This is a genomic window from Rhizobium moroccans, from assembly GCF_057559155.1.
In genome coordinates, this window is sequence record NZ_JBHFJG010000051.1 from 55,183 (window position 1) to 79,467 (window position 24,285).

Sequence of the window (24,285 nt, forward strand, 5' to 3'; positions counted from 1 at the left end):
GCGCCACGTAGAACCAGTCATTATCGGGAATGTTGACGTCGCGGCTGAAGGAGAGCCCGCCGGTCTTCGGTTCGCCCTTGACCGCGACATCGACCGAATGGTCGCCGGGCGGCAGAATGCGCTGCACCACGAAGGCCTGGTTAGGGTCGGTCGGAATGGCTTCCCCGAACACCTGGACATTATGGCCGGGCGGCACGTTGCGTCCATAGACGGTCACCGCCCCGCCACTGACGGGGATATTCTTGATCGCGGTGCGATCCTCGCCCATGCCGGGCGCCACGGCCTTCTCCCCTTGCGGATCGGGCCGCAAATCGCGATTGGTGCGGGCGATCGTCAGTGGCGCCGTCTCATCGAAACGGCCCTTGCCATCGTAGACGCGCAGCACATAGGCAAAATCGGCCTCCTCGGCCGCCGGCATGATCCAGCCCGCTTCGCCGTTGATGGCGACCGGTACGATCGCGACAGGCCTGTTCCTGTCCCGGCCGCCCTTGCGATCGAATATCAGGATCTCGGACCGCTCGATGAAGGCGGGATAGTTGGAGGTGGCCAGGAAGCGGACTTCCTCGCCGGCCTTGTAGGTGCGCTTGACCGGAACGGTCGAGACATTCAGCAGCGTGCCGGCTTCCAGGCCGTCGAACTTCACCTGGATGTCGACGGCGGAAAGATCGATATCCGTCTGCCGCTGCTGGTCGACCGGGCGAATGGCCGGCTTTGCCGCGCCAACCCGGTCAGCCTTGAGCGCCGGCTGGCCGGTCCTGGTAGCCGAGCTATTGCCCTCCTCCAGCTCGGCGCTCTTGTCGACGGTCTCCCCATCGACGCTGATCATGAAGGGTATGGCCGGCTGGTCGGCCGGTGTCTCCGCTTCGGTATTGGCACCGATCGGCAGCGGACGCACCGCGCTGACGGCGGCTACCCTGCCACCCTTGCCTGCTGCTTGCTGACCCGCTTCCTGGGCTGCCGCTGGCAGTGCTGCCGCAAGTCCCATGAATGCCGTGCTCGCCAGCAGTATCAGACGCAGGTTGGATTTCCGGCCACGCTCCGTGCTCGTTACAACGCTCTTCATTGTCCCGCCTCCACACGCGTCTCAATTTCCAGGGGGTAGGATCGTTTGCGTTGTCGCCACCTCTCCGCGATCAGCTCCTTGATGCGTTTGACACGCGCCTCGGCCAGATCCGGATCGCTGCCCGTGTCGAGATAGGTGAGTCTCAGCACCGACTGCTCCTGGGCCAGCACGTCGACGAGCTGGCCGACGCCTTCCGCCCAGCGCTTATCGAGCTCCACTTCGCCCGGCACGAAGGCTTCATCGGCAAGGTCGAGGCGAACCACACGTCCGATCGAGGCGCCGAAGTTCAGCTCCGTCATCTTGCCGGCGGTGAGCCGCACGACACGCGGGTTTTCCGTCGTCAGGCGATAGCCCGTCGGCAGGGTGCGGGTATCGAGCTTCATGATGAAGTTCGTCCCGATGCGCGCATCCGGCAGATCGGCGCAGGCAACGTGGAAGCGGCCGTATTTGTCGGTGGTGATCAGCCAACCCTTGACGGTCGCCACCCGAACGCCAGGCAGGCCCGGCTCGCCTTTGTCCTGATAACCATTACGGTTCTTGTCGTCGAAGACCTTGCCAATGATATCGCCGCAGTCGAAGACCGGCTCGACGATGATCTCGACCACTGCACGGGCCTGGCCGGTGATCCGCCGGCCGGATTGGTCCTCCGCATGCGCGAGGTTGACATGCTCGCCAGGTCCGGCCGTGCTGAGCGCAAGCAGCCTGAGCCTGATCTCGATCTCGGAGCGGCCGTCAACGGCGACATCGGGGAAGCGGATCTGACGCCCCGCGATCTCCGGCGTCACCTTGACTCCATCGACCGTCGCCGTGTCCTCCACGAAGCGGAAGCCGGCCGGCATGGTGTCGATGACCGTCAGTCCGGATGCCCGAGCCCCGGTATTATTGGTGACGCGGATCGTGAAGGGCGCCTGCTCGCCGCGGCGGATGAACCGAAGATTGGCCACCTTGCTGACGGTGATGTCGGTCGGCGCCGCCGCCGGCATCGTGATCACCGAGGTCGATTCATCCGAGGTGATCTCACCGGTGCTTATCCGGCCACCGGCCGTCGCGGAGTTGGCAACGCCGTCCGAAGCACCGGCCGCATTATCGATATCCTGCTGCGTCAGCGTGTAGGTCGCTGTGAACTCTTGGACCTGGCTCGGCGCGAGAGTGACAGGCTCTGGCGTAAACCTCGAAAGCGAGCCTTCAGCCGGCTTCTCATTAAAGGTCGGCCCGACATCCACCGGCCAGACATTCGTGACCGTCTGTCCGCCATCATTGGTGATGGTGAAGGTATAGGTCAGCGTGTCACCCAGGCTCGCATGCCCATTGCCGTCGACGTCGTTGAAGAGGCCGGTCTTCTGCAGCCGCAGGCTTGCAGGCTGCGGCAAGGTCACAACCGTATCCGGCGGGCTTTCGATCGGATCGCCACCCGGATTGGTCCCGGTTGCGGTGGCGGTGTTCTCCACCCTGCCCGTATCGATATCGGCCTGGCTCGGCGCATAGGTCGCCGTGAAGGTGAAGGAGGCGCCAGGAGCCAATGTCTGCGGACCCTGATCCACCGAGACCCCCGCCCTGGCGAGCAGCGGATCATTGGGGGTAACATTGGTCAGCGTCACCGCACCGGAGTTGGTCACCAGGAACGAATAGGTAATCGTCTCGCCGAGATCCAAAAGATCGTCGCCATCGCCGTCATTGAGCGTGGCCGTTTTTTCGATCCTGAGACCAGTTGCCTGATCCGGCGGCACCACCACCGTATCCGGTGGGCTTTCGATCGGCGGGCCCGACGGCGGCGTGCCGGTGGAGGTCGCGGTATTCTCGACACGGCCCGCATCGATCTCAGCCTGCGTCGGCATATAGGTCGCCGTGAACGTCGCCGTACCGCCGGGCGCCAGTGTCTGCGGACCTGGCGTCACCGAGATGCCGGCATTGGTCAGCAGCGGATCGTTCGGCGTGACATTGGTCAGCGTCACCGCGCCGGTGTTGCGCACGACGAATGTGTAGCTGATCGTCTCGCCCGCATCGAGCAACCCGTCACCATCGAGGTCGTTCAGCACGCCGGTCTTGTCGGTCGTGAGACCGGACGTCTGATCCGGCGGCACCACGACCGTATCCGGCGGGCTTTCCGTCGGCGGTCCCGATGGCGGTGTGCCGGTGGAGGTCGCGGTGTTGACCACCCGGCCGGTATCGACCTCAGCCTGCGTCGGCATATAGGTTGCCGTGAAGGTGGCGTTTGCACCGGGCGCCAAGGTCTGCGGACCGGGCGTAACCGAGATGCCTGCCTCCTGCAGCAACGGGTCGTTGGGGGTGACATTGGTCAACGTCACCGCACCGGTATTGGTCACCACGAAGGAATAGGTGATGGTCTCGCCCGCATCGAGCAGCCCGTCGCCATCGAGGTCGTTGAGCGTGCCGGTCTTGTCGGTCCTGAGCCCTGGCACCTGATCCGGCGGCACCACCACCGTATCCGGCGGGCTTTCGATCGGCGGGCCGGACGGCGGCGTACCGGTGGAGGTCGCGGTGTTCTCCACCCGGCCTGCATCGATCTCAGCCTGCGTCGGCGTATAGGTCGCCGTGAAGGTGACGCTCCCGCCTGGTGCCAGCGTCTGCGGGCCCGGCGTCACCGAGATCCCGGCATTGGTCAGCAGCGAGTCGTTGGGGGTGACATTGGTCAGCGTCACCGCACCGGTGTTCCTGACCAGGAACGAGTAGGTGATCGTCTCGCCGGGATCGAGGAGCCCGTCGCCATCACTGTCGTTGAGCCTGCCCGTCTTATCGGTTGTAAGTCCAGGCGTCTGGTCCGGCGGCACCACGACCGTATCCGGCGGGCTTTCGATCGGCGGGCCCGACGGCGGCGTGCCGGTGGAGGTCGCGGTGTTCTCCACGCGACCCGCATCGATCTCAGCCTGGGTCGGGGTGTAGGTTGCCGTGAAGGTGGCGTTTGCACCTGGGGCGAGCGTTTGGGGACCAGGCATGACCGAGATCCCGGCATTGGTCAGCAGCGGATCGTTCGGCGTGACATCAGTCAGCGTCACCGCGCCAGTATTGGTGACCACGAACGTGTAGGTGATCGTCTCGCCGGCATCGATGAGCTCGTCACCGTCGAGGTCGTTGAGCGTGCCGGTCTTGTCGGTCCTGAGACCCGTGGCCTGGTCCGGCGGCACGATGACAGTATCCGGCGGGCTTTCGATCGGCGGCCCCGATGGGGGCGTGCCGGTGGAGGTCGCGGTGTTTTCCACGCGGCCCGCGTCAATTTCGGCCTGGGTCGGCGCATAGGTCGCCGTAAACGTCGCGCTGCCCCGCGGCGCCAACGTCTGCGGTCCGGGGGTCACCGAGATCCCGGCATTGGAAAGCAGCGGATCGTTCGGCGTGACGTCGGTCAGCGTCACCCCACCCGTATTTGTCACCAGGAAGGTGTAGGTGATCGTCTCACCCGCGTCGAGAAGACCATCGCCATCAAGATCGTTCAGCACACCGGTCTTGTCGGTCCTAAGCCCCGGCGCCTGATCGGGCGGTATTACGACGGTGTCCGGAGGGCTCTCGATCGGTGGACCGGAGGGCGGCGTGCCGGTGGAGGTCGCGGTGTTCTCCACCCGGCCGGCATCGATCTCAGCCTGCGTCGGCGTATAGGTCGCGGTGAACGTCGCTGTACCACCGGGCGCCAGCGTCTGCGGTCCTGGCGTCACCGAGATCCCGGCATTGGCAAGCAGCGGGTCATTGGGGCTGACATCCGTCAGCGTCACCCCGCCCGTATTGGTCACCACGAATGAATAGGTGATCGTCTCGCCGATATCGATAAGCCCGTCACCGTCGAGATCGTTGAGCCTGCCGGTCTTGTCGGTCCTCAGACCGGGCGTCTGGTCAGGCGGCACGTTGACCGTGTCCGGCGGGCTCTCGATCGGCGGGCCCGATGGCGGCGTGCCGGTGGAAGTCGCGGTGTTCACGACCTCGCCCGCATCGATCTCAGCTTGCGTCGGGGTATAGGTCGCCGTGAACGTCGCGCTGCCGCCAGGCGCCAGCGTCTGCGGTCCGGGCGTCACCGAGATCCCGGCATTGGTCAGCAGCGGGTCGTTCGGCGTGACATCAGTCAGCGTCACCGCACCGGTATTGGTGACCACGAAGGAATAGGTGATCGTCTCGCCCGCATCGAGAAGGTCGTCGCCGTCAAGATCGTTCAGGACACCGGTCTTCTCGGTCCTGAGCCCGGTTCCCTGATCCGGGGGCACAGTGACCGTATCGGGTGGGCTTTCGATCGGCGGGCCCGACGGCGGCGTGCCGGTGGAGGTCGCGGTGTTCTCCACCCGGCCGGCATCGATTTCAGCCTGCGTCGGCGTATAGGTCGCCGTGAAGGTGGCGGTACCACCGGGTGCCAGCGTCTGCGGGCCGGGCGTCACCGAGATCCCGGCATTGGTCAGCAGCGGGTCGTTCGGCGTGACATCAGTCAGCGTCACCGCACCGGTATTGGTGACCACGAAGGAATAGGTGATCGTCTCGCCCGCATCGAGAAGGTCGTCGCCGTCAAGATCGTTCAGGACACCGGTCTTCTCGGTCCTGAGCCCGGTTCCCTGATCCGGGGGCACAGTGACCGTATCGGGTGGGCTTTCGATCGGCGGGCCCGACGGCGGCGTGCCGGTGGAGGTCGCGGTGTTCTCCACCCGGCCGGCATCGATTTCAGCCTGCGTCGGCGTATAGGTCGCCGTGAAGGTGGCGGTACCACCGGGTGCCAGCGTCTGCGGGCCGGGCGTCACCGAGATCCCGGCATTGGTCAGCAGCGGGTCGTTCGGCGTGACGTCGGTCAGCGTCACCCCACCCGTATTCGTCACCAGGAAGGAATAAGTGATCGTCTCTCCGACATCGATCAGCCCGTCACCGTCCAGATCGTTCAGTGTGCCGGTCTTGTCGGTGGTCAGCGCCGGATTGGCGATCTCATTGGTGAACAGGCATTGAATAGCCGATTGAGGTCGCACATTGGCGGCCGGTATCGTGAGCGTGGGCGTGGCAAAGCTGCCGATCACCGTCGGATTGCCGGTATTGCCCGCATTCTGGTCGGTGCACACCGCCCCGCTGGCGTTCCAGCCGGCCGGAACCACCTCGCTCAGGACAAGCTCGGTACCCGGAATGGAATTGTAGGCAGGCGAGGAAACCGCCGTGCCGGCCGTCGTCGTGGTCAACGCGGTCGAGGGCACGGCCGTGCCGTTCGCCTGCATCACATTGCTCATGTTGAAGTTGAAGCTGCCCGTTCCTTCCTCGCTCACCTTCTGCAAGGTCAAGCAGGCAGGACGGACGTAGAGCAGGTTGACGATATAGTCGGCGTTATCGACGTTGCTGGTGGTGATGGTGATGGAGGTGACGGTGTCGGCCGAATTGCCTTGCAGCGCGCCAGCCTGCTTGACGTCCCCCGAAGGATTGTAGCTCAGCACGCCGCCGCTGTAGTTCAGGTTGGTGAAGGTGGGGTGCCAGCCGGGAACGAAGGAGAAGTCGGACAGGTTTGCCGTGCTCCCCGCGCCAAGGCTGATGGTGAACCTGGCCGGCGTGCTCTGATAGCTGGTGGCACCGACATCGCTGACGATGAACTGGATCCAGTTGGCCGGTACCGGCTGTGAGAACGTCCAGCGGAAGGTGTAGTTGCCGCCGAGCGTGCTCCATGGAGAGGTGGCGTTCCAACCATTCGGCGCACCTGACTTCTGCACCGACCCGGAAACGGGTAGCGGCGTACCGTTGAAGGTGGTGTTGCCGAGGACGCGAACCGGCGAACAAACTCCGGAGGTCGGTGGCGGCGCCGCAGTATTGGTGTCGCTTGCCGTGTTGTTGCTGGTGTCCGGGTCGCTTGTTCCATCAGGTGGAGTGACGGTCGCCGTGTTCGTCAGGCTTCCCGTCTGCTCGGTCGGGATGCCCATGCTGAGCGTATAGGTGACGGAGCTGCCCGCCGGCAGGTCGGCGGTCGTGTCGATCGCCCCCGTGCCACTCGCCACACCGCATTGGGCGCCGCCCGTCGCGTTGCCGCAGGTCCAGCTCGCGGTGGTGATGCCGGACGGCAGCGGATCGCTGATCCGCGCACCTTGAACGCCGAACGGGCCATCATTGGTGACTACGATAGTGTAGGACGCATCAAGCCCCGGCGTATACGTGGTGGCGCCGTCATCCTTGGTGATCGACAGATCGGCACCGAACTCCATCGGGGAGATCGCGCACTTGGCACCATCATTGCTACCCGAACCAGGCAAATCAGAGATCAGTGTGACAGCGCCACTTGAGACATCAAACCTGTAGAAACCGCCGCTATTGTTGCCCCCGAAGACGCCATTAGAGGCGCCGAACATCGCGCCGAAGACGCGCGTTGCCTGTGGTGCACCGATCGCCGTGACACTGCCCGAACCAGGATTGATCGAGTAGAATTGACCGCTGACGGCGTCCTGCGTGTAGAGAAGCCCATTATGCCAGGCCAGGTCAAAGCCTCCGGGAGCGGCCGTCAAGGAAAGTGGAGCCGCTGTCCGGGTATCAACATCAATGCGATATAGCGTGTTGGTGTTGCTCGAGCTGCTGTAGGCATAAAAGGTGCCGTCAGCCCCAATCTCACCGGCATTATAGGTGACTCCGGTCGGCAAGTTTGCCACAGCCCCGAGATCTGCAGTGCTGCCGTCGCTACCAATACGCAGCAGCCTGTTCGTCCCAACGACAATTGCGTAGAGATAGTTGTCGCCCGGATTGTAAGCTGTGGCGTTGTAATCCGTGGTGGCTGCTCCGATCGACTGGACAGCGAATGGGTTCGACGACGCGTCCAGACGGTAAAGCCCCGTAGGGCTATTCTGCGTCAGGTACATGCTCGAGGTGCAGGCACCGAAGCTCGGCTGCGTATCGACAGTCAGGGTCGCGTTGCCCGGCGGGCTTATTCCGACGGAGGACGATATGTTTGATGCACCGTTGGTATAAGCCCCCCCAGTAGCCGCCGATACGGGCACGGTTGCGGTACAAGAAGCCAAGCCAGCAGTTAGATTCCCCGAAACGCTGATCGCTCCCCCGCCTGCCGGTGCTTCAATCACACCCGACGGGCACGTCGTGCTTACAGTGCCCGGTGCAACCGTCAGACCCGTTGGAAGTACATCAGTGAAGGACCACCCATTTTTGGCGCCGAGCTCACTTGTATTCGTAATCGTGAACGTCAATGTGGAAGTCTGACCAACGGCAACACTGGTCGGAGAGAATGATTTGTCCAACTGTGGCGTTGTATCGAGGACCCTGACGTTGTCGAAGGCGTGATCGTTGCCGGTTCCGCTGCCATTGTTGTTCACCATTCGCACGCCGAACGAAGAACCACTGATCAATACGGCGCCGTTCGAAGTATATGTGCCGGTGTTGATCGCCCCCGCGGCAGCGACCCCGAGAGCGGGCACGTTCCGTGCTGTTCCCCCGGTGCAAGCATTGATCTGCGATCCGGCAGCCGTGGCGACACCACTGTCGTTCACCAACGAGAACTGCAGCAATGGTGCGGACACGTTACAATTGACGGCGGCGACATCGACGCTGAATGACAGGAAGCGGTTGCTTGTGGGAAACGCAATGTTCGTGGCTGTCTGGAACTCCACAAGCCCCGCGCCAGGATTGCCCGATGTAAATGCCGAGACCGCATAATTTCCCTGTGCGACAGCTTGGCTCTGTCCCGTGTGCAGGCCGAGTGCCCACGACAGGCGCTGCGTCATATTCCAGATATTTTGGGTCGTACATTCCGCCACTGGAGCTGCAGCGGTGACCGACTGATTAGCTGACGCGATCCAGCCGTTGCAGCTCGTCAACCATGCTGGATTGGCAGAATAGGTCTGGCCAGTTGTGCCGGTATAGGCGTTCAGCTTTACGATCGGGTTTGGGCCGGGGCGATTCTGGAAATTATCCGTGTAAATGTTGATGGGAGCCTGTGGTACACCAGGCGTTCCTGGAGCCGCCAGCGCCGTCGCGGAAAGCGCCACGTTCGCAAGCAAGGTCGCCGACGCTAGACCGAAAAAGCGCTCGGAGCGCGACACCTGTAACCTTGCCTTCCGGGGCCTCGCATTCTCCCGTGGATCGACGGCAAGGCGAGTGGCGTGCTTTTCAGCATCCTCGCGGACTGGTTCGACAAGACGCGCGACATCGCGCAGCGAAACTGGCTTCCGCATGCAAGGCTCCCTCGAAGTCAGGTCTTCGATCGAGCCTTTTCACAGCGTACTGATGTCACCCCGTGCTGCGAATCGGACTTGACCGAAATCAAGCCGAGGAGCGCAGAAATCAAAAAAACTGTCTTTCAGGATACGTAGGTGTTTTGCAGGATCCGTAGGTTTCTGGATATATTTCGGCATGCTTTTCAGGAAACGGCTAATTTAGTGCTGTTTTTGCAACGCGGAATCCAACCGACGGTGGCGAAAAATATACGATCAAAAAAAGCCCGAGCCTGAAGTTGTGAGTTGCGCGACTGTTATCGCTGCGCGCAGCGCCGCGTGGCTGAAGCTCAGGCTTCAGCACATCAGTCCACCGCGAGCCTGGATGTCGTCGAGCATGTCGCTGATCACCGCGAAATCCATCTGCTCCGGCCAACGGTATCGGACGCAGCCTTTGCCATGGTTGAGGCCGTTCAAACGATGTTCGAAGCGAGTGAGGGCGGTCGGCCAGTATAGAAGGCGATGTGCTGTTTCTGAATGCTGAAGGCGCCGACCGAGTCTTCTCCCCCGGCGTATAAACGGGCATGCTCTACTGCACCCCCTCATACCAGCCGTGGTTCAATCTCCTTGTCCTGATCCTGTCTAAGGATCGGAGCTCGCCCGCTCCAACTCCGCCAACCGCTCCTTGCAGATCGTTTCGACAAGGCGGTGAAGATGCTCCGTTCGCTCGAGAAGCCAGGCAAGCGCCTCCTCGGTGATTTCGAAGTGCTTCGAATAGCGCGCCTTCACATAGGCCTCGTTGAGGATGTTGTACCAGGCGGTGAAGCGGTGCTGGTCGCGCGGCCAGGCTTCGATGAGCCGGCGGTCGTGATCCTCCACAAGAGCACGCAGGAATTTGAGATTGTGAGAAGGTGGGCTGTAATTGGTGAGGGTCAGGAGAAGGCACGAGTAGGCGGACTCGACAGACTGGTGGAGTTCGAACACTGCAAGGTTTAGCTCCCCCTCTGAAAGATAGAACCTGGCGCCTTTGGCAAACGACGTTGAGTATCTGAAGACTCTCTCAAAATGCTCCTTCGCCACCCTGAGCGCATCGGCGGGAGAAAGCCGCTTCGGCTCGGCCAGCGGCCGGTCGTCGAGCTCGTAGAGCACGATGCCCTCACGCAGGATATCGACGAAGAAATACTGCCCGTCGGCCAGGAAGTTGTTCACCTCCCGGGCGCCATGCACGATCAGCCCAACCGGCGTCGAGACACCCTTGTCCCATAGCAGCCGGTCGGTCGCCTTGTCCCAGTATTGCGGCTCGGCCAGTTTCTTCGAGCTGACGATGACCAGGATATCGTAATCGGAGCGGTAGCCCTTCATCGTATGCGGCTCGTCCACCCAGGTGCCGCGGGCATAGGAGCCGAACAGGATGATCTTCAGGATCCGCCCGCGCGTCTTGAAGGCGGCCGAGCTTCCCGCGAGTGTATCGGCAAACTCCTCGTGGATGATCTCGACGACGCGGGCCAGTTCCCGCTGCTTCTTCTCGGGCAGATGTTCGAGGCTCGATTTCATATCCCATCGATAGGGCAAAGGCGATTCGCCGTCTACTACCGGAATTCATGGGTTCTGCTTTATCAAAAAATAACATATTGATCTGAAGTCGTGATTAATAAACAGTTCTGAACCTAGCGGAAAAGCGTGGGAAGAACGTGGCACCTGCGCCCCTTCGTGCGTCATCGAGCGGCGAACCCGCCTTGCTACGCGTCATCCGCTGACGAGGATTGCCGCCGTCGATCCCGCCCTCAGTAATTGGAATCAACGACTGGGCTTGGCGGCGTAACCCTCGTTATGGCACGACAGCGTGTGACTTGCGCCGCCATTGCGCCCGCGCTTCTCATTCGCCCAACAACTGACGCAAGCGGAAGTCTTCTTCGCCGGCGAGGATCAGGTGCGCTTTGCCAAGGCGCTGATCGAGCCACCCGTGCCCGGCGCCCGTCTGGCTCGTGCCGCGAAGCGCCACGCCGACCTAATCGCGCCTGGTGAGCAAGGCCTGTGAGGGTGGCGCTTTCCGCGCCACCATCAACGATCAATCATAAGCATTTCATTTCACAAAATTCAAAATGCAACTTTCACCGTTTCCCTCGCGCCTGTCAGGTGCTTCCGCATGAGGGCGGCTGCGACCTCATTGTCGCCACACTCCAGCCGATCGAGGATTTCCAGATGCTCCCTGCAAGTGACAGCCACCCGGTCGGACCCATGCTGCCAATTGTAGTTCGACAGACGCCGGAGCTGGTTCTGGCGGTGCATCGCCTCTTCGATGTAGCGATTTTTTGAGGCCGCGCTGATCCCCAGGTGAAATTCCGCATTCATCTCGAACAGCGTAACGCTCGAGGTCTCCGTCCATGGGTTCGCGAGCATGGCTTCGTGCCGTTTCCTCATCGAGTTCACCCAATCTGTGGAAAGCGAAAACTCGGGCGACAGGATCGCCGCGCACTCGATCAGCAGACGAAAATTATAGCTCTCTTCCCTGGCGCGCATGTCGCGCACCGGATCGAAAAACTGCCAGCCATAGCCCTTCCTGCGCTGTATGACGCCGAGCCCTTCGAGCTTGATCAGCGCCTGGCGAACGGGTGTGCGCTCGCGCCCCGTCAGGCGCATCAGCTCGAGTTCGGCAAATTGCTCCGCCAGCTTGCCTTCCCGCCGCAGCTTGGCGATCGCGATCAGCAGCTCCTCGCCCGCTGGCGGCGCTTCCACTGCCTCGATACGAGGAGGAATGGCCGCAAGCATCATCCCCCGATTGGGCTCGTGCTGAACGAAGCCCTCTTCCTCCAAACGCTCCAATGCGATCCGCACCGGCGTTCGGGAAACGCGCAATCGGTCGGCAAGCTGGCTCTGGCGAAGCCTGGCTCCAGGCTTGAGGCCATCCTCGTGAATGACGTCGACGATGCGACGCATCAAATCCTGCTGAAGAGGCGTGCCCATGTCGGACATTTTCCGCTTGCCTTCCGATGAGTTTTGGTTTTTGTTTTGCAAAATACTTTTTTGGCGAAGTCAAATCAACCGGCCTCGCCCATCATTCGTTAGCTGGAACAGACTGTCATGATCGCGCCCCTTTCCTGCCCGCTTATCGAGGTTTCTGGTACGCCATTCGAGCGGGGTCAACAATATGGCGAGCAGGCGGCTCAGCGCATCCTCAAGGGCATCGGCCACTACAAGGACCAGCTGCAAACGTCCGGACTGAAGGACGATGACCTTGCGACGATCATCGACCGCTTCGCCGGAGCGATCGCAGACTACGGCAGCCAGTATATCGAGGAAATGCAGGGCATCGCCCGCGCGGTGAACAAGGATCTCTCCGCGGTACTCCTGCTCAATGCGAGAACGGAAATCCTCAAGCTTGCCCGCCGCCGGGAAAAAGGCCAGCAGGACTTCATCCAGTCGGACGGCTGCACCGGCGTCTTCGTCATGCCGTCCGTCAGCCGCGACAACGTGTTCATCCACGCGCAGAACTGGGACTGGAAGACCGAGTGCGCCGAAACCGCGATCGTGCTCAAGATCAAGCGCGACGATGGCCCCGACATCATCACCTTCACCGAAGCCGGCGGCCTTGCCCGCACCGGCTTCAATTCCGCCGGAATTTCGATCAGCGGCAACTATCTCGAAACAGATAGGGATTACCGCGAACTCGGCGTGCCGCTTGCCATCATCCGCCGCAAAGTGCTGGAGCAGCCGCATCTCGCAATGTCGATGCAGGCCGTTTATGGGACGCGGAAATCCGCATCGAACAACATGATGGTGGGCCACGCCCATGGGATTGCGATCGATTTCGAATGCGCCCCTGACGAGACATTCCTGATCCATCCAACAAACGGCGTCCTCGTCCATGCCAATCATTTCCAAAGCCAGGTCGCGCTGTCGAAGCTCCTCGACAAGGGCGTGGTGAATATGCCGGACAGCCTTTACCGCGACCTGCGCGTGCGCCAGCTGATCGAGCCGCATATCGGCCAGGTCACGGTAGAGACGGTCAAGAACGCACTTTCGGATACATTCGAAACGCCGTGGTCGGTGTGCCGTCCTCCGCGCAGGTCGCTTTCCAACAACCAGTCCGCAACCGTCGCGATGATCGTCATGGTTCCTGGCGAAGGCCGCCTGGAGGTTGCCCTGCTGCCAGCACTTGGGGCCCACTTCTGGAGCTACGATCTCGATATGCAGGTCAAGCCGATCGATCAGGCGGTGGCCGCACAACCTGACGCGGCCTGACCAAGAACCAATAAGGGAACAAAAACGGGAGCTTCTGATGAAATACGCTAATCTGCTGAGAATGACGGCAACGACAGCGCTGCTTGCTACGGCAGCGGCGGAGACCTCGGTCGCGCAGGAAACGTCGACGATGCGCGTGCGCATCAATGCGGACATCCGCTCGACGGATCCGGGCGTCAACCGAGACGCCAACAGCGACGCGGTCGTCCTGCATATGGTCGAAGGCCTCGTCGGGTATCGCGACGACGCATCGGTCGCTCCCCTGCTGGCGAAATCGATCGACATGTCGGCCGACGGCAAGACCTATACGTTCAAGCTGCGCGACGGGCTGAAGTTCAGCAACGGCGAGCCGCTGACATCGGCGGACGTGCTGAGCTCCTGGCAACGCTACACCGATCCGAAGACGGCATGGCGCTGCCTGAAAGACGTGACCGGCTCCGGCGTCGCCAATGTCACGAACGTGGCAGCACCCGATGCATCGACCGTGGTCTTTACCCTGGAAAAACCGACCGCTCTCTTCCTGGCGACGCTCGCCCGCACCGATTGCGGCGGCACGGGCATCTACCACAAGAGCTCGCTCGACGCCGAAGGCAAATGGGTGAAGCCGATCGGAACCGGCCCCTTCATGCTTCAGGAGTGGCGCAGCGGCCAGTATGTGCAGCTCGCGGCCAACCCCAACTATATCTCCCCCGGCGGAGAGCGGACCGGCTATGTCGGCGACAAGACGCCGAAGATCGATGCCGTGCGCTTCATGATCGTTCCGGACGACGCTGCCGCCAAGGCCGCGCTCTATTCCGGCGACATCGACGTCATTGCAGACGTCAACAATGCCGATATCGAGGAACTGACCGGAAACGAGCAGATAAAGGTCGACAAGACGGCCGCCATGGGCCTGACCGCCCTCCTGTTTCAAACCCGCGATCCTTTGCTGAAGGACGTCAGGATCCGCAAGGCCGTGCTTCTGTCGCTTGATCTTCCGCAGATCGCAGAGGCGCTGACGAATGGTCAGGCACCGGCGAGCGCCTCCGTCGTTCCGGGGCCGAGCCCTTATTCCGGCGCAGCCCAAAAGGAGGTGCCGGCGCGCAATGTCGAAGAAGCCAAGAAGCTTCTCGCGGAAGCCGGCTACAACGGCCAGCCGATCAAATGGCTCACGACCAAGCACTATCCGTCGCTGTTTGACGCCGCAGTACTCGTCCAGGCCATGGCGCAGGAAGCCGGGATCAATATCGAGGTGGAAACGCTCGACTGGGCGACCCTGCTCGACCGGTATACGACCGGCAATTACAGCGCGATGTCGTTTACCTATTCCGCGCGCCTCGATCCTTCGCTCTCCTATGACATGGTCAGCGGCAACAAGGACAAGAGTCCCAACAAGGTCTGGGACAATCCGGAAGGCCTCGAGCTGATCGCCGAAAGCACGACGATCACCGACCAGGCTCAGCGCCAGGCCATTTTCGACAAGCTCGAGGGCATGATCCGCGAAGACGTACCGCTGATCCCGCTTTATTCCGGCACGCGTATCGGCGCGGTGCGCTCCGATGTGGAAGGCTACAAGACCTGGCCGGTCGGTTATGCGCGCATGTGGGGCGTGTCCTTCGCTCCAGGTAACTGAGCCCATGCATGCCCTTTCGAAATATATCGCGAAGCGCCTGTTATGGACGCTTCCGACACTGCTCATCGTGGCCGTGATGGTGTTCTTCCTGGTCCGGATGATTCCCGGCGACCCCGCTCAGCTCATCCTGGGCGATGGGGCAAGCCCGGAAGAAGTCGCCAGCCTGCGCACCGATCTCGGCCTCGACCAGCCGGTTCCGGTCCAGTTCGTCTATTGGCTCGGCAACGTCATTCAAGGTGATCTCGGCCAATCGATCTCCAATGGCGCCGCCGTGCTGCCGTTGATGCTGGACCGTTTTCAGGTCAGCGCCACCATCGTCCTGGTGGCCGTGGGGCTCGCGACCCTTATCGCCATCCCCGCCGGCCTGATTGCCGCCTGGCGGCAGAACGATCATGTCGACATCGCCGTCGTCGCCGTATCGACGCTTTTAATGTCGGTCCCGAGCTTCTGGCTCGGTCTCGTCCTTCTGCTGGCCTTCGGGCTGAAGCTCGGCTGGCTGCCCGTGGTCGGCTTCGTGCCCTTTACCGAAAATCCCTGGACCGCGATCACCTATGTCATCCTGCCCGTCGTGACGCTTATGCTGATCGAGGTCGGCGTGCTTACTCGCATGATGCGCGCCAGCGCCATCGAAATCCTGCGGCTGGAATATGTCATGCATGCCCGCGCCAAAGGGCTATCGGAGCACAAGGTCCTGCTGCGTCATGTACTGCCCAACGCCTTTGCGCCCACCTGGACGATGATCGGCCTCGTTCTCGGCGGTCTTCTCGGCGGCATCGCGGTGCTGGAAACCGTCTTTACCCTGCCCGGCCTCGGACGTCTTCTCGTCGATGCGATCTTCGCGCGCGACTATCCGGTGGTGCAGGGATGCCTGCTGTTCACGGCCGTCATCTACGTGATCGTCAATCTGATCGTCGATCTCTGCTATCCCCTGTTCGATCCGCGGGTCACCGCCTCATGATCAGGCAACCGGCAAACATGATCATCGGCTCCATCCTGCTGATCTTCATCGGCGGCATGGCGCTTCTCGCCCTCATCTGGACGCCCTATGACCCGGCGGCGATCAAGCTCGTCGCCCGCCTCAAGCCACCATCGCCGGACTACTGGCTGGGCACGGACGAATTCGGTCGCGACGTCGTTTCCCGCCTCATGGCAGGCGCGTCGCAGAGCATGATCGTCGCGGTTCTGACCGTGGCCCTGGCGATCACCATCGGGACGATCACCGGCCTCATCGCCGGCTATACGCGCGGGCTCGTCGACAGGATATTGATGGTCTTCAGCGATGCGCTGCTGGCCTTTCCCGGCACGCTACTCGCTCTCGGCCTGATGGTGATCTCCGGCCCGAACAAATACGGCATCATCCTGGCACTCGGGATCGCCTATGCGCCATCCGTCCTGCGTGTCGTCCGCGCCAGCGTCCTGTCGGCCAGGGAACGGGAGTATGTCGAGGCGTCGCGCGTCATCGGCAATTCCGAAGCCGCCACGATGTTTTTCCATGTCCTGCCGAATTGCATCGCGCCGATCGTGGTGCTCGCCACCTCGATGTTCGGTTGGGTCGTCCTGGCGGAAAGCGGCCTGAGCTTCCTCGGTCTCGGAGTGCCGCCACCGGCGCCGACCTGGGGCAACATGCTGTCGGCAGCCCGGACTTATATCGAGAAGGCGCCCTGGCTCGGACTTGCCCCCGGCATCTGCATCTCGATGACGCTGCTCGGCATCAATCTGCTCGGCGACGCACTGCGTGATCGCTTCGACCCGAGAATGGAGCAACGGTGATGAGCGCTGAAAATTCCTCTCCGCTTCTGAGCGTCCGCGGCCTTCACGTCGCGACCTTGAACGGCCTGCCGATCCTGGACGATGTGTCCTTCGACGTCGAAGCTGGCAGCATCGTCGCGCTGGTCGGGGAAAGCGGCAGCGGCAAGACAGTTGCCGCCCGCGCCTCGATGCGGCTCCTGCCCAAGGCGATCAAGCCGATCTCGGGCGAGATCCTGTTTGAGGGACGCAACGTTCTGAAGATGTCGGAAAGCGGAATCCGCAAGGTTCGCGGCGCCGAGATCGGCATGGTCTTCCAAGAGCCAATGGTATCGCTCAATCCGGCGATGACGATCGGTGCGCAGCTTGTCGAAGGGCTGCGGCTGCACGAAAAGCTCAGCGTCGAGGCAGGCCTCGCGCGCGCCACCGAGATGCTCGAGCGGGTGAAGATCCCGGACCCTCAGGCTTGTCTTTCCGCCTATCCACACCAGTTCTCCGGCGGCATGCGCCAGCGCATCATGCTCGCCTCCGTGATGCTGCTGAGGCCGAAACTTCTGATCGCCGACGAGCCGACCACCGCGCTCGACACGCTGACCCAGCGCGAGGTCCTGGAGGTCATGGTCGACCTCACACGCACCTTCGGCACCGCGGTCCTGCTGATCACCCACAATCTCGGCCTCGTTGCACAGTATGCGAAAAAGGTGATTGTTCTCGAGCGCGGCAAGCTGATCGAAGCCGGATCGGTCGAAGACGTTCTCTATCGGCCGAAGGAGCAGTATACCCGCACGCTGATCGACGCTTTGCCGAGGCGCGACCACGATCGCAAGCCTCTTGCCGCCGCGGCGCCGCTCATCGAGGGGCGTAATGTCGAGGTCACCTTCTCCGGCGCCGGCAACATGTTCAGCACGGCACAGAAGAAACTCGCCGTCAGGGGTGTTTCGCTCAGCGTGCAGCCCGGCGAGGTGGTCGCCGTCGTCGGGGGCTCCGGTTCCGGCAAGACGACGCTTGGGCGCGCAATGCTTGGCCTGCTTCCGCTCTCTGGCGGCGACGTGCTTTTCCGCAACCGATCGATGGCCTCCGCCGACAAGGCTGCCGCGCGGGACTACCGCCTACAGTGCCAGCTCGTGTTTCAAGACCCCTACTCCTCCCTCGATCCACGCCAGAAGATCGAGGAGATCGTGGGCGAGCCTCTGGCGCATGGCCCCAAGCTCGGCCGCGCCGAAAGGGCCGAGCGGGTGAAGGAAATCCTGAACGAGGTCGGACTGACCGGGCTCGGCGGACGCTATCCGCATGCCCTGTCGGGTGGCCAGAGGCAGCGCGTGGCGATCGCCCGCGCCGTCATCCGCAATCCCGCCTTCGTCGTCGCGGACGAGCCGGTCTCCGCGCTCGACATGACGATCCAGAAACAGGTCCTTGATCTCTTCCGCAAGCTACAGGAAACCCACGGTTTTGCCTGCCTGTTCATATCGCACGACCTCGGCGCCGTCTCGCGCATCGCCGATCGGATCGTCGTTATGGAGCAGGGGCTGATCGTCGAGGAAGGTAGCGTCGGCCAGGTGCTGGATCACCCGAAACATTCCTACACGCAGGCTCTCCTGGAGGCGACACCGACCTTGGGTATCGCCGCATAGCGATCAAATATCTGGAAAACCGAGTGCATGATGAAGAACTCCGAATCCGTCTGGGCCATTGTCGACGAAAAGAGCCCGGCTTTCTTCGAACTCAGCGACCGCGTCTGGGATATGCCGGAGATCAATTACGAGGAATTCCGCTCCTGCGCCGAACATCTGCGCCTCCTGGAGGCGGAGGGTTTCCGCATCGAGCGCAATATCGCCCGCATTCCGACTGCGATCATGGGTGAGGCCGGTGAAGGCGGCCCGGTGATCGCGATCCTGGGTGAATACGACGCCTTGCCCGGCCTCAGCCAGGAAGCCGGTGTCGCCGAACAACGACCGATCGTTGCCGGCGGACATGGCCACGGATGCGGCCATAACTTGCTGGGCTCGGGCTCGATGCTCGCAGCCGCGGCCGTCAAGGATTATCTCGCCGAAAACGGCCTGAAGGGACGCGTGCGCTATTACGGATGCCCGGCGGAGGAAGGCGGCTCCTCGAAGGGCTTCATGGTGCGTGCCGGCGTCTTCGATGATGTCGATATCGCGATCTCCTGGCATCCGGCCGCCTTCAGCGGGGTCAACAACCCGATCTCGCTCGCCTGCAGCGAAATGAACTTCCACTTTTCCGGCCGCGCCTCGCACGCTGCGGCAACACCGCACCTTGGGCGAAGCGCGCTCGATGCTGTCGAGCTGATGAATGTCGGCGTGAACTTCCTACGCGAACACATGCCGACCACCGCCCGCATTCACTATGCGATTACCGATACCGGCGGATCGGCGCCCAATGTCGTGCAGGCCAATGCCACGGTGCGTTACCTCGTCCGTGCACGAACGCTTCCCGAACTCCTCGCATTGGTTGCCCGGGTAAAGCGTGTTGCGGAGGGTGCTGCCTGGATGACCGAAACGACCATGCGCCAGGAAATCATTTCCGGCGACGCCAACCTGATGGGCAACGAGCCGCTGGAGGCGTGCATGCACGCGCAGCTCGAGCGCCTCGGCCCCGCTATCTTCAGCGAGGACGACAAGGCGACGGCCCGGAAATTCCAGGCGACCTTCACGCCCGAAGACATCGCTTCGTCCTATGCGCGCTTCCATCTCAAACCGAAAAAGGACGAACCGCTCTGCGATCTCATCGTGCCGCTTTACGCCGGCGACGGATCGATGGTCGGTTCCACCGATGTCGGCAGCGTGAGCTGGGTCGTGCCGACCGTGCAGATGCGCGGCGCGACTTACGCGATCGGCACGCCTGGCCATTCGTGGCAGCTCGTTGCCCAGGGCAAGCTGCCGGCCGCTCACAAGGGCATGGCTCATGCCGCGAAGGCCATGGCGGGAACCGCGCTAGAACTCTTCCTCGATCCGGCGCTCATCGAGGCCGCCAAGGCCGACCATAGAAATCGCCTCGACGGCAATCCCTTCGTCAATCCAATCCCTGACGACGTGATGCCTCCGATACCGGGCACGGCCGGCGCATAGGCCGCAGGCTCGATCTTGCGGCATCGAAACTGACAACCACTTGAAAGACGGCAAGGCTTCTCATGGACACGCAGCAGCAACTCAATGCCAATTCGCTCGAATCCTACTGGATGCCGTTCACGGTCAACCGCGACTTCAAGAAGAAGCCTCAGATCGTGACCGGCGCCTCCGGCATGTACTACCACACGAACGATGGCCGGAAGCTGCTCGATGGCATTGCCGGCCTCTGGTGCGTGAATGCCGGACACGGACATCCGAAGATCGTCGAAGCGATCCAGAAGCAGGCGGCTCAGCTGGATTTCGCCTCGTCCTTCGGGATGGGCCACCCTCGCGCCTTCGAATATGCCAATCGCCTGACATCCATCGCGCCCGAAGGGCTCGACCACGTCTTCTTCACCAATTCCGGGTCCGAGGCCACAGATACGGCGTTGAAACTCGCCCTCGCCTATCACCACGCCTGCGGTCAGGGCCAGCGCCAGCGCATCATCGGCCGTCAGCGCGGCTATCACGGCGTCGGTTTCGGCGGCCTCTCGGCGGCCGGCATGGGGCCGCACAAGAAGCAGTTCGGCATGCTTCTACCGGGTGCCGCTCACATGCCCCATACCCATGATCCGGTGCGTAATGCCTTCAGCCGCGGCCAGCCGGGTCATGGCGTCGAGATCGCCGACGCCCTGGAACACATGCTGCAAACCTATGATCCGTCAACCGTCGCGGCCGTTATCGTCGAGCCGGTCGCTGGCTCCACGGGCGTGCTCATCCCTCCGGTGGGTTATCTCGAGCGGCTGAGAGAGATCTGCACGCGGCACGGCATCCTGCTGATCTTCGACGAGGTCGTCACTGGTTTCGGTCGCCTCGGCCGCCCGTTCGCGGCCGACCGTTTCGCCGTCACGCCCGATCTCATCGCGATCGCCAAGGGCATGACCAATGGCGCGGTGCCTATGGGAGGCGTGCTAGCATCAAACGGGATTTACGAGACGCTCATGCAAAACACCGCGCAGGGCGCTGTCGAGTTTTCGCATGGCTATACCTATTCGGGGCATCCCCTCGCCTCGGCCGCAGCGCTGGCGGCGCTGGATGTCTATCTCGGCGAGGGCGTGTTCGAGCATGCGGCATCGATCGAGCCGATCTGGCAGGAGCGGACACACGCGCTCAAGGGCCTTCCCGGCATTGTCGACATACGCAACCTCGGCCTTCTCGCGGGCATCGAGCTGAGCAAGGACGCCGCCACCGGCAAGGCGATGGCCAGAAAGGTCTACGACTATTGTTTCGAGCAAGGCGTATTGATACGACCGGTCGCCAATACAATCGTCCTTTCTCCGCCGCTTATCATCTCCGAGGCGGAAATCGACACGCTGTTTTCGGCGATCACCGATGGCCTGAAAACGCTCTAACCGTTCGGCTCACTTTGCGGTAACAGAGCTTGCAAATATACTAGGCAGATCCTTCTGTATCCAAGCAGAGGTGAGGTAGTCAGCCTTGCCAAGGATCGACCAGAACGACGCCAGTACCCTCGAAATCCCTAATATTGCGCGTTGCTACGGTCATGTCGTGAACCAGAGCAGTCGCCGCAATCAGTGCGTCCGCCTCGTTGCGCCGGTCGGGAATGTGAAGGTGCGCACAACGGGTAGCGACCGCATCATCAACCGGTAGGATGCGGCCGGCGAATTCCGGGCGTACACGGCTGTCTAGCCACGACCGCAACCGGGCGCCCTGTGCGGAATCCCGACGCTGCAAGCCAAGTACCCCCCGCTCCAACTCAAGAATCGTTATGACCGAAAGGAAGAAGCGCGCTGCATCTTCTTTTCCGGTCCACGCTACCACGTTGGCATCGGCTTTTCCGTCACCGATCTTGCGCAGTTCGAAAATGACGTTGGTATCCAAAAGATAATTCAATCCAGATCCACTTCGCGCGGTCTGATTTCAGGACGGTGCAGCTTGAGATCAATCTCTGAGAGTCCAGGCATAACGAGAGCTTCGACAAGATTACGGTGCTTGCCGGTCAAGCGTTCATATTCATCATAGGTCATTAGGACATGGGAAGGCTTACCGCGATCCGTGATGATAACCGGGCCGCTTTTTGCTGCCTTTTTGGCGCTGCTGACGTCATGGTTCAGCTCTCGGCTGGAAAGGGTCACAATGTTCACAGCACGTCTCCATGTAGGTAACTACCTACATACAGCATGAAACAAACAAATAACAAGCCAGAGGTGATATGGCGTTCAAAGAACGAGCAGCAGTCTATCGCGTATTCCTGGCGTCCATCAGCGCCGCGACGAAGGCCCGTACCAGGCTCGCCTTCTGCATGTCCGGACGAAACAGGAGATAGCTCTTGAAATAGACCGCAGGCTCCAACGGCCGCAAGGCAAGTCCGCGGTCTTCGAAGCCATCGACGGCAAGCGGATTGACGATCGCCACACCCACCCCCTCTAGCGCCAGAGCGCATGCGGTGATGGCGAACGGCGTCTCGATCACCAGATTGGGCTTCGAACCGGCTTCACCGCACAGTCGGTCGAACTGCAGTCTCGCCCTGTCTTCCGGAGAAAGGGCGACATAATCGACCTCGTGCAGATCCTCCGGCCGGATCACCTTTCGCGAAGCCAGCGGATGCCCGGGAGGAATGGCGCAGAGCGCGGGGAAACTGCCGAACACTTGGTGCTCCACGCCTGAAAGATCGACCTCGTCCGCCGCAAGTCCAAGATCGAACTCCCCATCGACGACGTGATTCCGCACGGCTGCCGAAGACATGATGTTGAGTGTCACGACGGCTGCGGGATGCGCCTGCCTGAACTTCTTCACGGCTCTCGGTACGATGGTCGACCCCGCGGCTGCGAGGCTCGCCACCCGTATCTGTCCCGATCCGAAGTCCCTGATCCGCGCAGCCGACGAGCGCAGCAGATCGAGCCCCCGAAAACTCGCGTCAACGTCGCGGTAGAACGCCTGCCCCTCGGGAGTTGGTATCAGCCGGCCCTTGACCCGGTCGAAGAGCGCAAAGCCGACAGCCTCCTCAAGTTCGCCGACCAGCCTGCTGACATTGGGCTGGGTCACACCCATCAGCTCGGCTGCGCGGGAGACGGTCCCACTCAGGATGACGGCGCGGAACGCCTCGATCTGCCGGAAGTTCATGGAACCTCATCCTATAAGCTTTTGGCATGGACTTAGACGTTCTCGTCAATTGTTTGTCTACCCCCGCCCCGCGTACAGTCGGGAAAATTCGACAATGAAGGACAGACAATGCGCGACAAGACGCTTTGCGTGAAGCGGCCCGATATATCCCATGAAGGCTTTGCGAGCCTCGCAGTCCCGACCTATCGGGCCTCCACCATCGTGTTCGATAGCGCCGAGGCCTATGCCAAGCGAAGCCAGCGCGGTCCCGACGGTTATACCTACGGGCTCCACGGCACGCCGACCTCGCGCACGCTCGAAGCCTCGATCACCGGGCTGGAGCAGGGCCTGCGCACGGTCCTCGTTCCTTCCGGTCAGGCGGCCATCACGATCGTATTCCTGTCCGTGCTGATGCCGGGCGACACCGTCCTCATACCCGATACCGCCTATCCGCCGGTGGCCGGTTTCTGTGAGAACTATCTGAAGCCCCGCGGCATCTCCTACCGCATCTACGATCCGATGATAGGCGGAGCGATCGCCGGTTTGATCGACGAGACGGTGAAGCTCATCTGGACGGAGTCGCCGGGATCGACCACGATGGAGATCCAGGACATTCCCGCGATCGTCGCCGCCGCCAGAAAAAGAGGCGTGCTGACCGGCTGCGACAATACCTGGGCGACGCCGCTCCACTTCAAGCCGCTGGCCTTCGGAATGGACTTCTCGTCGATGGCGCTCACGAAATACCTCGGCGGCCACTCGGATCTCCTGATGGGATCGATCGCCGTCAAGGACATCGACCTGCATCGCCGGCTCAAGGCCACAATGAGGATGATCGGGCTCGGAGTTTCTCCGGACGACTGCGCTCTCGCATTGCGCGGCATGGAGACGATGGGTGTCCGTCTCGCCCATTCCGGGCGCGTTGCTCTCGATTTCGCAAGGAGGATCGCGGATCGTGTTCCGGAAGATCTGGTCCTTCACCCGGCTCTGCCCGGCGCACCAGGCCACGAAACCTGGAAGCGCGACTTCACCGGGTCCAGCGGCGTGTTCAGCATCGTGATCCCTCCGCACGCCGAGGCGGCGCTGCCCGATCTGTTGACCGCCGCGAAGGTGTTCTCGATCGGCGCCTCTTGGGGAGGCACGCACAGCTTGCTTGCTCCGATGACGATCACGCGCGCAACCAAAAGCAACGCCCATCCGGGAACCATCCTGCGCATCAGCATCGGCCTTGAGGACCAGGACGACCTTTGGGCCGATCTGGAGCCGATCGTCGACCTCATCGCGACAGAACCTGCGATGGCGAGGACCGGCTGACTGACCCTAGCGATAAAA

Annotated in this window: 15 protein-coding genes and 2 pseudogenes; 9 read left to right on the forward strand and 8 right to left on the reverse strand. The window is 62.0% G+C overall.

The genetic code is table 11. The features are described 5' to 3' along the window. From ACE04I_RS24905 to ACE04I_RS24915, 3 genes and pseudogenes are all read right to left on the reverse strand, one after another. A pseudogene (locus tag ACE04I_RS24905) lies at positions 1 to 1,063 on the reverse strand (TonB-dependent receptor); the annotation flags it as partial. Next, positions 1,060 to 7,863 (reverse strand): DUF7507 domain-containing protein, encoded by a 6,804-nt coding sequence (locus ACE04I_RS24910; protein WP_487207734.1) that lies wholly within the window; start codon positions 7,861 to 7,863, stop codon positions 1,060 to 1,062. The pseudogene ACE04I_RS24905 and the gene ACE04I_RS24910, both read right to left, overlap by 4 nt. 48 nt (positions 7,864 to 7,911) lie before the next feature. Further along, positions 7,912 to 8,334: pseudogene (locus tag ACE04I_RS24915) on the reverse strand (DUF7933 domain-containing protein); the annotation flags it as partial. Between ACE04I_RS24915 and ACE04I_RS24920 the strand changes: the two are divergent. Beyond that, positions 8,303 to 8,671 carry a hypothetical protein gene (locus tag ACE04I_RS24920; protein ID WP_487207738.1) on the forward strand — a complete coding sequence of 123 codons (369 nt, stop codon included), beginning with the start codon at positions 8,303 to 8,305 and terminating at the stop codon, positions 8,669 to 8,671. The pseudogene ACE04I_RS24915 and the gene ACE04I_RS24920 sit on opposite strands and share 32 nt — an antisense overlap. Before the next feature lie 1,139 nt (positions 8,672 to 9,810). On the opposite strand, the gene ACE04I_RS24925 is transcribed toward ACE04I_RS24920, so the two are convergent. Then, complete coding sequence (locus ACE04I_RS24925; RefSeq protein ID WP_487207691.1) at positions 9,811 to 10,722, reverse strand: nucleotidyltransferase and HEPN domain-containing protein; 912 nt, start codon at positions 10,720 to 10,722, stop codon at positions 9,811 to 9,813. A 543-nt stretch (positions 10,723 to 11,265) separates the two neighbouring features. Continuing rightward, the gene (locus ACE04I_RS24930) at positions 11,266 to 12,132 is read right to left on the reverse strand and encodes a GntR family transcriptional regulator (RefSeq protein WP_046797490.1); all 867 of its coding nucleotides are present in this window, start codon (positions 12,130 to 12,132) and stop codon (positions 11,266 to 11,268) included. A gap of 117 nt (positions 12,133 to 12,249) precedes the next feature. On the opposite strand from ACE04I_RS24930, the gene ACE04I_RS24935 reads away from it, so the two are divergent. From ACE04I_RS24935 to aptA, 7 genes are all read left to right on the forward strand, one after another. Continuing rightward, complete coding sequence (locus ACE04I_RS24935) at positions 12,250 to 13,410, forward strand: C45 family autoproteolytic acyltransferase/hydrolase (protein WP_487207692.1); 1,161 nt, start codon at positions 12,250 to 12,252, stop codon at positions 13,408 to 13,410. 37 nt (positions 13,411 to 13,447) lie between these two features. After that, complete coding sequence (locus ACE04I_RS24940; protein ID WP_487207693.1) at positions 13,448 to 15,022, forward strand: ABC transporter substrate-binding protein; 1,575 nt, start codon at positions 13,448 to 13,450, stop codon at positions 15,020 to 15,022. Between the two features lie 4 nt (positions 15,023 to 15,026). Beyond that, positions 15,027 to 15,980 (forward strand): ABC transporter permease, encoded by a 954-nt coding sequence (locus ACE04I_RS24945; protein WP_487207694.1) that lies wholly within the window; start codon positions 15,027 to 15,029, stop codon positions 15,978 to 15,980. Further along, positions 15,977 to 16,792 carry an ABC transporter permease gene (locus ACE04I_RS24950; protein WP_487207695.1) on the forward strand — a complete coding sequence of 272 codons (816 nt, stop codon included), beginning with the start codon at positions 15,977 to 15,979 and terminating at the stop codon, positions 16,790 to 16,792. Before ACE04I_RS24945 ends, ACE04I_RS24950 begins: the two co-directional genes overlap by 4 nt. Beyond that, the gene (locus ACE04I_RS24955) at positions 16,792 to 18,399 is read left to right on the forward strand and encodes a dipeptide ABC transporter ATP-binding protein (RefSeq protein ID WP_487207696.1); all 1,608 of its coding nucleotides are present in this window, start codon (positions 16,792 to 16,794) and stop codon (positions 18,397 to 18,399) included. The genes ACE04I_RS24950 and ACE04I_RS24955 overlap by 1 nt, the downstream gene beginning before the upstream one ends. A gap of 30 nt (positions 18,400 to 18,429) precedes the next feature. Beyond that, a complete protein-coding gene (locus tag ACE04I_RS24960; RefSeq protein WP_487207735.1) occupies positions 18,430 to 19,854 on the forward strand; it encodes a M20 family metallopeptidase in 1,425 nt (474 codons plus the stop codon). 62 nt (positions 19,855 to 19,916) lie between these two features. Next, positions 19,917 to 21,245, forward strand: coding sequence for an omega-aminotransferase AptA (gene aptA, locus ACE04I_RS24965; RefSeq protein ID WP_487207697.1), 1,329 nt, complete (start codon positions 19,917 to 19,919; stop codon positions 21,243 to 21,245). A gap of 79 nt (positions 21,246 to 21,324) precedes the next feature. Here aptA and ACE04I_RS24970 read toward each other — a convergent pair whose 3' ends face one another. The 3 genes from ACE04I_RS24970 to ACE04I_RS24980 form a co-directional block, all read right to left on the reverse strand. After that, entirely contained in the window at positions 21,325 to 21,747 is a 423-nt protein-coding gene (locus tag ACE04I_RS24970; protein ID WP_487207698.1) for a PIN domain-containing protein, read from the reverse strand. Then, positions 21,744 to 21,998 (reverse strand): type II toxin-antitoxin system Phd/YefM family antitoxin, encoded by a 255-nt coding sequence (locus tag ACE04I_RS24975; protein ID WP_046797483.1) that lies wholly within the window; start codon positions 21,996 to 21,998, stop codon positions 21,744 to 21,746. The genes ACE04I_RS24970 and ACE04I_RS24975 overlap by 4 nt, the downstream gene beginning before the upstream one ends. A gap of 94 nt (positions 21,999 to 22,092) precedes the next feature. Continuing rightward, positions 22,093 to 22,977: a LysR substrate-binding domain-containing protein gene (locus ACE04I_RS24980; protein WP_487207699.1), complete on the reverse strand. Its 885-nt coding sequence runs from the start codon at positions 22,975 to 22,977 to the stop codon at positions 22,093 to 22,095. A gap of 108 nt (positions 22,978 to 23,085) precedes the next feature. On the opposite strand from ACE04I_RS24980, the gene ACE04I_RS24985 reads away from it, so the two are divergent. Next, positions 23,086 to 24,267 carry a trans-sulfuration enzyme family protein gene (locus ACE04I_RS24985; RefSeq protein WP_046797382.1) on the forward strand — a complete coding sequence of 394 codons (1,182 nt, stop codon included), beginning with the start codon at positions 23,086 to 23,088 and terminating at the stop codon, positions 24,265 to 24,267. The last annotated feature ends 18 nt before the right edge of the window (positions 24,268 to 24,285 follow it).